Annotated in this window: 8 protein-coding genes; all 8 read left to right on the plus strand. The window is 73.5% G+C overall.

Features of this window, described 5'->3' with window-relative positions:
• Positions 1 to 26 precede the first annotated feature (26 nt).
• The 8 genes from ACPCK6_RS07560 (at position 27) to ACPCK6_RS07595 (ending at position 13,316) form a co-directional block, all read left to right on the plus strand.
• On the plus strand, positions 27 to 1,820 hold the full coding sequence (locus ACPCK6_RS07560; protein ID WP_423480721.1) for an HSP90 family protein: 1,794 nt from the start codon (positions 27 to 29) through the stop codon (positions 1,818 to 1,820).
• Complete coding sequence (locus ACPCK6_RS07565; RefSeq protein ID WP_423480722.1) at positions 1,813 to 4,656, plus strand: hypothetical protein; 2,844 nt, start codon at positions 1,813 to 1,815, stop codon at positions 4,654 to 4,656. The genes ACPCK6_RS07560 and ACPCK6_RS07565 overlap by 8 nt, the downstream gene beginning before the upstream one ends.
• Before the next feature lie 71 nt (positions 4,657 to 4,727).
• Positions 4,728 to 5,342, plus strand: coding sequence for a TetR/AcrR family transcriptional regulator (locus ACPCK6_RS07570; protein ID WP_423480723.1), 615 nt, complete (start codon positions 4,728 to 4,730; stop codon positions 5,340 to 5,342).
• Between the two features lie 77 nt (positions 5,343 to 5,419).
• Positions 5,420 to 6,757 carry an acetyl-CoA carboxylase biotin carboxylase subunit gene (locus ACPCK6_RS07575; RefSeq protein ID WP_423480736.1) on the plus strand — a complete coding sequence of 446 codons (1,338 nt, stop codon included), beginning with the start codon at positions 5,420 to 5,422 and terminating at the stop codon, positions 6,755 to 6,757.
• A gap of 25 nt (positions 6,758 to 6,782) precedes the next feature.
• Positions 6,783 to 7,703, plus strand: a complete 921-nt coding sequence (locus ACPCK6_RS07580) for a hydroxymethylglutaryl-CoA lyase (RefSeq protein ID WP_423480724.1) — start codon at positions 6,783 to 6,785, stop codon at positions 7,701 to 7,703.
• Positions 7,704 to 7,858: 155 nt separating this feature from the next.
• On the plus strand, positions 7,859 to 9,391 hold the full coding sequence (locus ACPCK6_RS07585) for an acyl-CoA carboxylase subunit beta (RefSeq protein WP_396881764.1): 1,533 nt from the start codon (positions 7,859 to 7,861) through the stop codon (positions 9,389 to 9,391).
• Between the two features lie 118 nt (positions 9,392 to 9,509).
• A complete protein-coding gene (locus tag ACPCK6_RS07590; RefSeq protein WP_013283288.1) occupies positions 9,510 to 10,658 on the plus strand; it encodes an acyl-CoA dehydrogenase family protein in 1,149 nt (382 codons plus the stop codon).
• A 102-nt stretch (positions 10,659 to 10,760) separates the two neighbouring features.
• On the plus strand, positions 10,761 to 13,316 hold the full coding sequence (locus ACPCK6_RS07595; RefSeq protein WP_423480725.1) for an ATP-binding protein: 2,556 nt from the start codon (positions 10,761 to 10,763) through the stop codon (positions 13,314 to 13,316).
• Positions 13,317 to 13,568: the final 252 nt, after the last annotated feature.

Raw genomic sequence — 13,568 nt, forward strand, 5'->3', positions numbered from 1 at the left:
GCCGAAAATCCGAACCGGGAGCGCGATTGGACCGCACCTTCCAGGTGGACCTCCGTGGCGTGGTCGACCTGCTCAGTCATCACCTCTACGGCAGCCCGCGGGTCTACGTGCGCGAGCTGCTGCAAAACGCCGTCGACGCGATCACCGCGCGGCGGTCCGCCGACCCGAAGGCCCCCTCGCGGGTCCGCATCGAGCCGCCGGAGCTGACCGGCGACGGGACGCTCCGCGTACACGACACCGGCATCGGCCTGACCGAGGCGCAGGTGCACGAGCTGCTCGCCACCATCGGCCGCAGCTCCAAGCGCGACGAGCTGGGCTTCTCCCGGCACGAGTTCCTCGGCCAGTTCGGCATCGGCCTGCTCTCCTGCTTCCTGGTCGCGGACGAGATCCGGGTGGTCACCCGGCACGCCGACGAGCCCACCGTGCTCTGGACGGGCTGGTCCGACGGGCGGTACGCGGTACGGCTCGCCGAGCCGGACCAGGCCCGCGACGAGCCCGGCACCACAGTCACGCTGGTGCCCCGGCGCGACGCCGACCAGTGGCTCGGCGTACCCACAGTCACCGAACTGGCCCGCCTCTACGGCAGCCTGCTGCCGGTCGACGTCCGGGTCGGTGACACGCCGACCACGTCCGGCCCGCCGCCGTGGCCGACCACGCCCGGGGCGCCTGTCGACCGGGCCGCCCTCCAGCGGTACGCGCAGGAACTGCTCGGCTTCGCCCCGTTCGACGTGGTGCCGCTGTCGGTGCCCGAGGCCGGCCTGACCGGCGTGGCGTTCATCCTGCCCGCCGCGGTGAACCCGGCGGCCCGGGCCGGGCACCGGGTCTACCTCAAGCGGATGCTGCTCAGCGAGCACGCCGACGGGCTGCTGCCCGAGTGGGCCTTCTTCGCCCACTGCGTGGTCGACGCCAGCGAACTGCGGCCCACCGCCAGCCGTGAGGCGCTCTACGAGGATGCCCTTCTCACCTCCGTCCGGGACGCGCTCGGCGACCAGATCCGCGGCTGGCTGGTCCGCCTCGCCAAGCACGACCCGCGCCGGCTCGGCGAGTTCCTCCAGGTGCACCACCTCGGCGTCAAGGCGCTCGCGATGCACGACGACGAGATGCTGCGGCTGGTCGACCAGTGGTGGCCGATGGACACCAACGTCGGCACGATGACGCTCGCCGAGTTCCGGCAGCGGCACGGCGTGCTCCGGTACGCCGCCAGCCTGGACGAGTTCCGCCAGCTCGCCGCCGTGGCCGCCGCGCAGGAACTGGCAGTCGTCAACGGCGGCTACACGTACGACACCGAGCTGATCGAGCGGCTGCCCGCAGTGGACCGGTCGGTGCTGATCGAGCGGCTGGAGCCGAGCGACCTGACCACCCGGTTCGAGATCCTCGACCCGGCGGCCGAACTGGCCCTGCGGCCGTTCCTCACCGCCGCGCAGCGGGCCCTGGAACGGCTCGGCTGCGAGGTCGTGATCCGCGCGTACGACCCGGTCTCGCTGCCGGCGCTCTACCTGGTGTCCCGGTCGGCCGCGTTCCACGACCAGCTCGCCGCCAGCCGGGACAAGGCCGACGAGCTGTGGGGCGGCGTGCTCGACGCGCTCGCCGCCTCCGCCCCGCCGGACCGCCCGCAACTCGTGCTCAACCACCGCAACCCGCTGGTCCGCCGGGTCACCACGCTCGCCGACCCGGAGCTGGTCGGGCTGGCCGTCGAGGCGCTCTACGGGCAGGCCCTGCTGCTCGGGCACCACCCGATCCGGGCGGCCGACGCCGCACTGCTGAACAGTTCCTTCCTCGGCCTGCTCGGCCGGGCCGTACCGGGAGAGATCCGTGACTGACGACGACCTCTGGCGGATGCACCACGAGATCGAATCCATGCCGTACGGGCCGGGGCAGATCGCCGCGCTGGAACAACTGCTGCGCCGCGCCGACGCGGGCGACGACCGGCACCTCGCCTTCGCCGCCCGGGTCACCGGCACCACCGCGTACGTCTACGGCGGCGAACCGGCGAAGTCCTTCGTCACGTTCTCCTGGTGCCTGGCCGAGTACGACAAGGATCCGCAGCCCTACCACCAGCGCTACACGCACCAGTTGCTGTGGTTCTTCAAGTACATGGTCAACGCGATGGTGAAGTTCCCGGAGCTGCCGCTGGACCGGACGTACGCGGTGCTCGACGACATGGAACGGCGCTACCGCGACTCCGGGCACTCGCTCCAGGCCGTCTACAAGCACCGCTACCTGGTGGCCGCGCACCTGGGCGACGACGAGGCGGCGGAGCAGTGGTACCGCAAGTGGATGACCACCCCGCGCGACACGCTCTCCGACTGCGCCGGCTGCGACCCGACCACCCAGGTCGCGCACCTGGTGCGGCACGGCCGCCACGAGGAGGCGGTGGCGCTGGCCGAGCCGGTGCTCGCCGGGCGCCTCACCTGTAGCGAGCAGCCGCAGGGGATCCTCACCGCGCTGCTCACGCCCTACCGCGAGACCGGCCGCACCGACGCGGCGCGGGACGCGCACCGGGAGGCGTACCGGCGGGTGCGCGGGCACCTCGCCGACCTGTGGGACATCGCCGACCACGTCGAGTTCTGCACCGTGACCGGCAACGAGGCGCGGGCGCTGGAACTGGTCGAGCGGCATCTCGACTGGCTGGACCGGGCACCCACCCCGGCCGCCGCGATGCACTTCGCGGCCGCCGCCTCGGCGGCGCTGCGCCAGGTGCCGGCCGAGCTGACTGTGCACCGCCGCGCCTCCGGCGAGCGACCGGCCGCCGACGTGCCGGTGGGCGCGCTCGCCGACGAGCTGGCCGGTACGGCGACGGCGCTGGCCGAGCGCTTCGACGCGCGCAACGGCACCACGCACCAGTCCGGGTTGATCGCCCGCAAGCTGTCGGCCGGGCCGGTCGGCGAGCACCTGCCGCTCTCCGCGAGCCTGCGCCGCCCGGCGGTGCCCGCGCCGCGTACCGGCTCGGACGCGCCGGTGGCCTCTCCGCAGCCGGTGACGGTGCCCGCCGACGCCGGTGCGGACGAGCTGCTCGCGCTGGCCGAGGAGTGCTGGCGCACCAACCGCCGGGACGGCCTGGTCGCCGTGTTGCGCGCGTACGACGAGCGGTTCGGCGACGCCGACGTGCCGGCGACCACCCGGGCCTGGCGGCTGGAGCTGCGGGCCGGTGAGCTGTCCCAGGACGACGACGGCGTACCGGCGGCGATCGCTGTCAACCGGGAGGCGCTGGCCGCCTGGCGAGAGGTGCCGGATCCGCTGCGCGCCCAGGTCGTGGCCGGGCGGCTCGGTGTGCTGCTCAGCATGGTCGAGGAGAGCGCGGACGAGGGGATGACCCTGGCCCGCGAGTCGGCCGGGTACCTGACCGAGCACGGTGAGCCGCGTGACCGGGCCGCCGGCTGGGACCGGCTCGCCCTGGCCCACGTGCACCGCGAGCAGTGGGCGGAGGCGCTCGACGCGCTCGACCGGGCCGAGGCGGAGGCGGATGCCGATCCGTGGCTGGCCGGACGGGTCGCGCTGCACCGCACGCACGTGCTGGAGCAGTTGGAGCGGGCCGAGGAGTTCCGGGACGCGGCGGCGCGGTCCCGCCGGCTGGCGAGTGAGCTGGGCGACGCCGAGATGCTCACCGGCGCCAGCCTGGCGTACGCCCGCTCCACCGACGACCCGGCCGAGGCGGTGGCCGCCTGCGACGAGGCGCTGTCCGTCGCACCGGCCGGCGCGTACCTGCCGCTGCGGGTGACCCGGGGCCGGGCGCTGATGGCCGCCGACCGGGCCGGCGAGGCGGTGGAGGATCTGGCCGAGGCGGTCACCCTCTGCGTCGAACAGGGTCTGGACGGCGACGCGCTGCTGCGCTGGGAGCTGGCCGAGGCGTACCGGGTGGCCGGGCGGCTGGCCGAGGCCGCCGAGGTGGCCGAGGAGGCGGTGCTCGGGCTCGACCGGGCCGGCGCGCAGGCCGAGGCGGACCGCTGCCGGCACATGCTGGCGGGCATCTACGCCGGTCTCGGCGAGACGGATCTGGCGCTGACGGTGCTCGACACGCTGGCCGAGAACCTGGACGGGCCGGACAATCTCCCGCACCGGGCGCAGGTGCTGGAGGAGTCCGGTGGCCTGCTCTACGACGCCGACCGGGACGCCCTCGCCGCGCAGCGGTTCGCGGCGGCGGCGACCGCCTGGCGGCTGGCCGGTTTCCAGGTGGACGAGCTGCGGGCCCGGCGGCGGGAACTGCTCGCCCTGCACTGGTCCGGCGACCTGCCGGCCGCGGTCGCCGCGATCGAGCGGGTGGACGAGGCGGCGGCCGTGCTCCCGGCCGAGGCCGACGAGGCGCCGGTGGTGACGTACGAGCGGGCGATGGCCGCCGACGCGGTGGCCCGGGTGCTGATCGGCGAGGACCGGCTGACCGCCGCGCTGGACCGGGTGGACGGCGTGCCGGAGCGCCTGCGGTCGATCGAGGCGTTCGGCGAGGCGGCGCAGGTCGAGGTGCTGACCGGCGAACTGCTGCTGCGCGACGGACGGCCGGAGCAGGCCGAAGGGCTGCTGCGCCCGGTCCTCGCCGGGCTGCCCACCGGTTCCCGCCCGGCCACGCAGGCCGCCTGGCTGCTGGCCCGCGCGCTCGACGAGCAGGGCCGGGAGGCCGAGGCGGCGAAGGTGCGCGCCGACCACGGCATCGAGGAGGACTGACACGACGGGCTGGGGCAACCGTTGGGTAACCGCGGCTGCCCCAGCTCGAACGCGAGGTCTAGGCTGGTCCGGTGGCGGTGGAACAGCAGGCACGGGGGGCGGCGGGTGCGGCCCGGCGCCGGTCCCGGCGGGACGAGATCCTGGAGATCGCGGTCGGCCTCTTCGCGGCGCGCGGCTACCACGGTGTGTCGATGGACGACATCGGCGCGGCGGCCGGTGTCACCGGTCCGGCGCTCTACCACCACTTCGCCGGCAAGGAGGCGATGCTCGCCGCCGCATTGATCCCGGTGAGCGAGGGTTTGCTCGCGGGCGGGCGGGACCGCGCCGCCGGCCATCCGGGTGACCCGCGTGCCGCGCTGGAGTCACTGATCGACTTCCACGTCGACTTCGCGCTCGCCAACCCGGCGGTGATCGCGTTGCACCTGCACGAACTGGACCGCCTCCCGGACGAGCCGCGCCGCCGGATCCGCCGGCTCCAGCGGATGTACGTCGAGGAATGGGTCACCGTGCTGACCGCGCTGCATCCCGGCCTGCCCGACGGCGCGGCCCGGGTGCTCGCCCACGCGGCGTTCGGCCTGATGAACTCGACGCCGTTCCTCGGCGGCGAGGTGGACCGCCGGCGCCGGGCCGAACTGCTGCGCGGCGCGACCCTCGCGGCCCTGCTCGCGCCCACCGAACCGACCTGACACGCCGCGCGTACCTTAACGCGTGTTAAGAAGAGACCCCGGCTTTGCGTCGAGAAGGGGTCACGTCCGTGCAGAAGATGATCGAATCGTTGTTGGTCGCGAATCGGGGGGAGATCGCGCGGCGGATCATCCGCACCGGTAGGCGGCTCGGGATCCGGACGATCGCGGTGCACTCGGAGGCCGACGGCGCGCTGCCGTTCGTGACCGAGGCCGACGAGGCGGTCTGCGTCGGTCCGGCGAACCCGGCCCAGAGCTACCGGAACGTCGAGGCGATCCTCGACGCCGCCCGGAGCACCGGCGCGGAGGCGATCCACCCCGGCTACGGCTTCCTGTCCGAGAACGCGGACTTCGCCCGTACCGTCGAAGGGGCCGGCCTGGTCTGGGTCGGGCCCGGCGCCGACGCGATCAGCGCGATGGGCGACAAGATCAACGCCCGGAACCTGATGGCGGCCGCGGGGGTGCCGGTCGCGCCCGGGACCACCGAGCCGGCGAGCGACCTGGACGCGGCGGTCGCCGCCGCCGCGGAGATCGGCTACCCGGTGATGGTCAAGGCCGCCGCCGGTGGCGGTGGCATGGGCATGGGCGTCGCCGCCGACGAGGCGGCGCTGCGCACCGAGTACGACAAGGTCCGCGCGTTCGCCGAGCGGATGTTCGGCGACGGGTCGGTGCTGATCGAGCGGTACTTCCCCCGGGTGCGCCACGTCGAGGTGCAGATCCTCGGCCTGGCCGACGGCCGGGTGGTGGCGCTCGGTGAGCGGGAGTGCTCGGTGCAGCGGCGCAACCAGAAGCTCGTCGAGGAGTCGCCGTCCCCGGCGGTGTCGCCCGAGCTGCGCGAGCGGTTCCTGGCCGCGGCGGTACGGGCCGGCGAGGCGGTCGACTACCGCAACGCCGGGACCGTCGAGTGCTTGCTCGATCCTTCGACGCAGGAGTTCTTCTTCCTGGAGATGAACACGCGGCTGCAGGTCGAGCACCCGGTCACCGAGTACGTCTACGGCGTCGACCTGGTCGAGGAGCAGTTGCGGGTGGCGTCCGGCCTGGCGCCGACGTTCGATCCGGACGCGCTCACCCCGCGCGGGCACGCCATCGAGCTGCGGATCAACGCCGAGGACCCGAAGCGCTTCATGCCCGGCCCGGGCGCGATCACCACCTGGAACGAGCCGTCCGGCACCGGCATCCGGGTCGACTCCGGCTACGTCGCCGGCAACACCGTCACGCCGTTCTACGACAGCCTGATGGCCAAGCTGATCCTCACCGGGGCGACCCGCGAGGAGGCGGTCGAGCGGGCGCGGGCGGCGGTGGCCCAGTTCGAGATCGTCGGCCCGAAGTGCAACCTGCCGTTCTTCGCCGAGCTGCTGGAGAACCCGGAGTTCCTCTCCGGCGACTACGACACCGGCATCGTCTCCCGGATGCGCTGACCTTCGACCCAGTGAGGTGAATCTGATGGCGGAACTTCCAGACTCGGTGAGCATCCGTGAGGTCGGTCCCCGCGACGGCCTCCAGAACGAGGAGCCCATCCGCACCGACGCGAAGGTGCGGCTGCTCGACGCGTTGTCCCGCACGGGGGTACGGCGCATCGAGGCCGTCTCCTTCGTCCACCCGAAGGCGATCCCGCAGATGGCCGACGCCGACGAGGTGTGGCAGCGGGCGGAGAAGGTCGACGGGGTGCGTTACTCCGCCCTGGTGCCGAACACCCGTGGCGCGCAGCGGGCGCTGGCTGCGGGCTTCACCGAGATCGAGGTGGTGGTCTCGGCCAGCGATACGCACAACCGCCGTAACGTCAACCGCTCCACGGACGAGTCGCTGGACGACATCGCCGAGCTGATCGACCTGCTGCACGGCGCGGGCGCGACCGCCGAGGTGATCGTGGCGACCAGCTTCGGCTGCCCCTACGAGGGCGACGTGGACCCCCGCCGGGTCGCCGCGATCGTCGACCGCGTCGCCCGCGACGGCGCGGACCGCGTCGCCTTCGGCGACACCACAGGCATGGGTACGCCCCGGCGCGTCCGCGAACTGGTCACGGCGGTCCGGGACCATAACGCCCACCTGCCGGTGCTGCTGCACTTCCACAACACCCGGGGTACCGCGCTGGCGAACATGCTCACCGCTATGGAACTGGGGATCACCGAGTTCGACGCCAGCGTCGGTGGCCTCGGCGGCTGCCCGTACGCGCCCGGTGCCAGCGGCAACCTGGCCACCGAGGAGGCGGTGCACATGCTGCACGACATGGGCATCGACACCGGCATCGACCTGGACGCCCTGATCGAGGCCGCCGAACTGGCCGAGACCCTGGTGGGCAAGAAGCTCCCGTCCGGAGTCCTCCGAGCCGGCCCCCGAACCCGCCTGACCCCCCGCCCCGCCTGACCGGCCCTCTCCCGCCCCCCGTCTCACCGAGATGAGCGGGGGTGGGTGGGGTGCGGGGGCGTGGTGGGGTGCCGGGGATGGCGCGGGTGGGGTAGCCTAACGATCGTTCAGGTCGGTGGGCGCCCTGTGCGGGGGCCGTGGCAACGGGAGTCGGCGTGACGCTCGACGGTGAGGCTCTGGAGCAGCTACGCAAGCGCGCCCGCGCCGGCGGTGCGGACAAGTACCACGCGGCGAACGCCGCGAAGGGGAAGCTGTTCGCCCGCGAGCGCGTGGCCTACCTGGTCGACGAGGGCTCCTTCGTCGAGGACGGGCTCTACGCCAACGCGATGGCCGACGGGCTGCCCGCCGACGGCGTGGTCACCGGCACCGCCACCATCGACGGCCGGCAGGTCTGCCTGATGGCGAACGACTCCACGGTCAAGGCCGGCAGCTGGGGCGCGCGTACCGTCGAGAAGATCATCCGGATCATCGAGCGGGCGTACGCCACCGGCGTCCCGATGGTCTACCTGGTCGACTCGGCCGGCGCCCGGATCACCGACCAGGTCGACCTGTTCCCCGGTCGGCGCGGCGCCGGCAAGATCTTCTGGAACCAGGTCCGCGCCTCCGGCTCGATCCCGCAGGTCTGCGCGCTGTTCGGGCCGAGCGCGGCCGGCGGGGCGTACATCCCGGCGTTCTGCGACGTGGTCGCCATGGTGGACGGCAACGCCAGCATGTACCTCGGCTCCGACCGGATGGTCGAGATGGTCACCGGTGAGAAGACCACGCTGGAGGCGATGGGCGGTGCCAAGGTGCACTGCGCCGAGTCCGGCGTGGGGCACTTCCTCTGCAAGACCGAGAACGACGCGCTCGACGTGGTGCGGACGTACCTGTCGTACCTGCCGTCGAACTGGAAGCAGGATCCGCCCGCCGCCGAGGCCGTGGGCGCACCGGAGAAGGCCGACCTGGCCGCGCTGGTCCCGGCCAGCGAGCGGCAGGCGTTCGACATGCGCCGGTACGTCAAGGGCCTGCTCGACTCCGGCAGCTTCTTCGAGATCCAGGCGCTGTGGGCCAAGGAGCTGACCATCGGGTTCGGCCGGCTCAACGGCGAGGTCGTCGGCGTGGTCGGCAACAACTCGATGTTCAAGGGCGGCGTGCTCTTCGTCGACTCGGCCGACAAGGCGACCCGGTTCGTGCAGCTCTGCGACGCGTTCAACGTGCCGCTGCTGTTCCTCAGCGACGTACCCGGCTTCATGGTCGGCAGCGCGGTGGAGAAGCAGGGCATCATCCGGCACGGCGCGAAGATGATCACGGCGATCTCCGAGGCGACCGTACCCAAGATCTGTGTGGTAGTCCGCAAGGCGTACGGCGCGGGTCTCTACGCGATGGCCGGTCCCGGCTTCGAGCCGGACGCCACGATCGCGTTGCCCACCGCGAAGATCGCGGTGATGGGCGCGGAGGCCGCCGTCAACGCGGTCTACGCCAACAAGATCGCCGCCATCGCGGACGAGGCCGAGCGGGCCGCGTTCGTGGCCGCGAAGCGCGAGGAGTACGAGCGCGACATCGACGTGGTGCGCCTCGCCAGCGAGCTGGTGGTGGACGCGATCGTCGAGCCGCACGAGCTGCGCGCCGAGCTGGTCCGCCGGTTCGCCGCCGCGCGCGGCAAGGAGCGGCACTTCTCCCGGCGCCGGCACGGCGTCACCCCCGTCTGACCCGGTAAGGAAGGGCCCCTTATTAACGCCTGGTGCATGTAAAGGGGCCCCTCCTAACGCTTCAGCCGCTCCCGGCGTCACGAGCGCCCGGCGGCCCGCCCTTTCCAGGAGGATCGACATGGACTTCCGGCTCGACGAGGAGCAGCAGGCGCTGCGGGAGAGCGTCCGGGAATTCGCCCGCGAGGTGGTCGCACCCACCATCGCCGAGCACTACGAGCAGCACACCTTCCCGTACGAGATCGTCCGTCAGATGGGCAAGATGGGCCTGTTCGGGCTGCCCTTCGCGGAGGAGCACGGCGGCATGGGCGGCGACTACTTCGCGCTCTGCCTGGCGCTGGAGGAGCTGGCCCGGGTGGACTCCAGCGTGGCCATCACGCTGGAGGCGGCGGTGTCGCTCGGCGCGATGCCGATCTACCGCTTCGGCACCGAGGAGCAGAAGGCGCAGTGGCTGCCGAAGCTGCTCAGCGGTGAGGCGCTGGCCGGGTTCGGGCTCACCGAGCCGGGCACCGGCTCGGACGCGGGCGGCACCCGGACGCGCGCGGTCCTGGACGGCGACGAGTGGGTCATCAACGGCTCGAAGGCGTTCATCACCAACTCCGGTACCGACATCACCGCGCTGGTCACCGTCACCGCCGTCACCGGTACGCGGCCGGACGGCGGCAAGGAGCTGTCCACGATCATCGTGCCGTCGGGTACGCCCGGCTTCACCGTCGCGCCCGGCTACTCGAAGGTCGGCTGGAACGCCTCGGACACCCACGAGCTGACGTTCGACGACTGCCGGGTGCCGGCGGCCAACCTGCTCGGTGAGCGCGGCCGGGGCTTCGCCCAGTTCCTGCGCATCCTGGACGAGGGCCGGATCGCCATCGCGGCGCTCGCCGTCGGCCTGGCCCAGGGCTGCGTCGACGAGTCGATCAAGTACGCCAAGGAGCGCCAGGCGTTCGGCCAGCCGATCGGCAACTACCAGGCCATCCAGTTCAAGATCGCGGACATGGAGATGAAGGCGCACACGGCCCGGCTGGCCTACTACGACGCGGCCGCCCGGATGCTCGCCGGTGAGCCGTTCAAGCGTCAGGCGGCGATCGCCAAACTGCACGCCAGTACGGTGGCGGTGGACAACGCCCGCGAGGCGACGCAGATCCACGGCGGGTACGGCTTCATGAACGAGTACCCGGTGGCCCGCTTCTGGCGGGACTCCAAGATCCTGGAGATCGGCGAGGGCACCAGCGAGGTGCAGCGCATGATCATCGCCCGCGACCTCGGCATGTGAGGACGGCACCCACACCGTGCCCTGTCGGATATCGGCAGTGGACGGTCGGGTGGTTGACGATGGGCTGTGGAGCGTCGGAGTCCATCCGTAATCTTCGTGCCCATGATTCCGGATCATGACCGTGCGCGGGGCCCAGACGGTCGTACCGGTCTGTCCGATCTGCTGCGCGGGCACCGGCTCGCCGTCGGCCTCACCCAGGCCGAGCTGGCGGGCCGGGCCGGCGTGGGCGTACGGACGGTCCGCGATCTGGAACGGGGACGCGCCGTACGACCCCAGCGCACCACTGTCGACCTGCTTGCCGACGCGCTCGGCCTGAGCGGGGACGAGCGGCGGGAGTTCGTCGACACCGCCCGCCCCGCGGCGTCCCGCCTTCCCGGCCCCGGCACCGACGATCCGCCGGTGGCGCTGCCCCAGCCCGTACCGCTGCTCGGCCGCGAGCGGGACGTGGCGGAAGTGTCCGGCCTGCTCGACGCGTACCCGGTGGTCAGCCTGGTGGGACTCGCGGGCGTGGGCAAGACGGCGCTCGCCGTCACGGTCGCGCACGCGGTGGCGGCCCGGCACCCGGCGGGCGTGGCCGGGGTGCTCGTGGGCGAGGGCTCGGACAGCCCCGACGTGCTCGCCGCGTCGGCGTCGATGTTCGGCGTGAACCGGCTGGCCGATCTGTCCTGCCGGATCGGCGACCGCCGGGCGCTGCTGCTCGTCGACGCCGTCGACCGGGCGCCGGACGCGGTGGCCGAGGCGCTGCGCGTCCTGACCGCCGCCGTGCCGACGCTGCGGGTACTGGTCACCGGCCGCCGACCGGTCGGCCTGCCCGGTGAGCTGGTCCGGCCGGTGGCGCCGCTCGACGTACCGCCTGCCGGCGCCGTACCCGTCGACCGGGCCGACCTGGACCGCTGGCCGGCGGCGGCGCTGTTCGCCGCGCGGCTCGCCCAGGTCCGCCCGGAACCGCCGACCCCGGTCGAGCTGCCGGCGCTCGCCGCGCTCGTGCGCCGGCTCGGCGGACTGCCGCTCGCCATCGAGTTGATGGCGGCACGGGGACGCATCCTCGACGTCACCGAACTGCTCGACCGCTACGGCGACCGCGTCCTGGACCTGACCGGCGGACGCCCCGGCTGGGAACCCGCCGGCCCGCCCGCCGGCCCGTCCGCCGGCCCGTCCGCCGGCACGGTGACGTTGCGCGACGCGGTGGCGACCAGCTATCGCCTGCTCGCGCCCGCCGACCGGGCGGCGTTGCGGCGGCTGTCCGCGTTCCGTAACCGCTGGTCGGTCGAGCTGGCCGAGGATCTGCTCGCCGACGGCGGCCGGCGGTGGGACGCGGCGCCGATGCTGGACCGGCTGCGCGAACTGGGCCTGCTGAGTGTCCGGGGCAGCGGCCCGTTCCGGTTCCGCCTGCTCGACGCGGTCCGTGACTTCGCCGCGGAGCAGGCCGACGCCGACGGCGAGACCGCCCGGATCCGGATGCGGCACGCCGTGGTGGTCGCCGGGCTGGTCCACCGCACCGCGCCGGGGCTGGTGGGTGCGCAGATGTCCGGCGCGGTGCGCCTGCTCGACGAGGCGACGAGCGACATCACCGCCGCGCTCGCGTACTCCGCCGAGCATGCGCCCGAGACGGCGCTCCTGCTCGCCGCCTCCCTGCCCCGCTGGTGGCGGCTGCGCGGGCGGGACGTATCCGGCCGGCACCGGCTGCGGGAACTGCTTGCCGATCCGCGTACCGCCGGTGCCCGGCCCACGCTGCGAGCCTGGGCCATGCTCGGCGCGGCCCGGCTCGCCGCCGAGCACGGCGCGGGCGCGGAGGAACTTCCGGGCGTGCGTGCCGCCCTGGTCATCTTCACCGAGGCGGGCGACGTGACGGGCGAACTGTCCGCCCGGTCCGTGCTCTGCGCGCTCCTGCCGGGGCTCGGCGCGCACGACGAGGCCCGCGAGCAGGCCGAGGCCGCGCTCGCGGCGGCCACCCGGCACCACCGGGTACGCGAGATGGCCGTCGCCCAGGCGCACTTGACCTGGCACGACGTACGCGAAGCTCGGCTGGCCGGTGCCCGGCGGCGGCTGGCCACTGTCGACCGCCTGGCGGCGCAGTGCGGTGACCAGCGTCTGCGTGTGCTGGCGCGAGCCGATCAGGCCGAGCTGACCCGCCTGGAGGGCCGGTACGCCGAGGCGGCCGAGCAGGGGCGCCGGGTGGCGGCCGCGCTCGCGGAGCTGGGCGATCCGGGACGGCGGCGCCGGACGATCGGCGCTGTCGGGCTGGCGCTCGCCCACGCCGGGCGCACGGACGAGGCGCTGGCCACGGTGGCCGAGCTGTGGCCGTCGGGCGCGGTGCCGGGCCGACGCCGGCCACCGGCGGTGGAGATGCTCGACCTGCCCGGCTCGGGTGGGGACGTGCGCACCGAGGACGCGTTGCGCGGGTTGATCGAGGGGCATGTGGCGCTGCACCGGGGCGACCGGGAGGTGGCGGCGGAGTGGTTCGCCGCGGCCGCCGACGCGGCGGAGGGTGTGGCCGGCCGGCGCGATCTGGTGGAGGCGCTGGTGGGGCTGGCGGTCAGTACCGCCGACCCGGCCGTGCTGGACCGGCTGGACGCGGCGCGGCAGGTGACTGGTGTCAGCCTGCTGCCGCAGGAGGAGGAGTTGCTGTTCTCCCTGTCGGCCCGACGGCGGCGATGAGCGCTGCCCGCGTCAGGGTGGCCGCCGGGTCGCGGTGACCCGCGTGCGCTCCGGCCGGGCGCGGGGAGGCGGAGGGCGCGGGGGTGGCGCGAGCGAAGTAGCCCCCTGGTGCTGCCCCTCGCTCCACGCTCGCGCCAGCACCCCCCGGTGCCCCCCGCTGCCGGAAGAGTACCGAGGTCGGACGACCGATTCGTTAGTATGTGGACCGATTTGTCTGGCCGTTGGGGCGGTTCTGCCGGTCATTCTGCCGGT

The sequence above is a fragment of the Micromonospora sp. AB353 genome, from assembly GCF_049538395.1.
Classification (GTDB): domain Bacteria; phylum Actinomycetota; class Actinomycetes; order Mycobacteriales; family Micromonosporaceae; genus Micromonospora; species Micromonospora aurantiaca.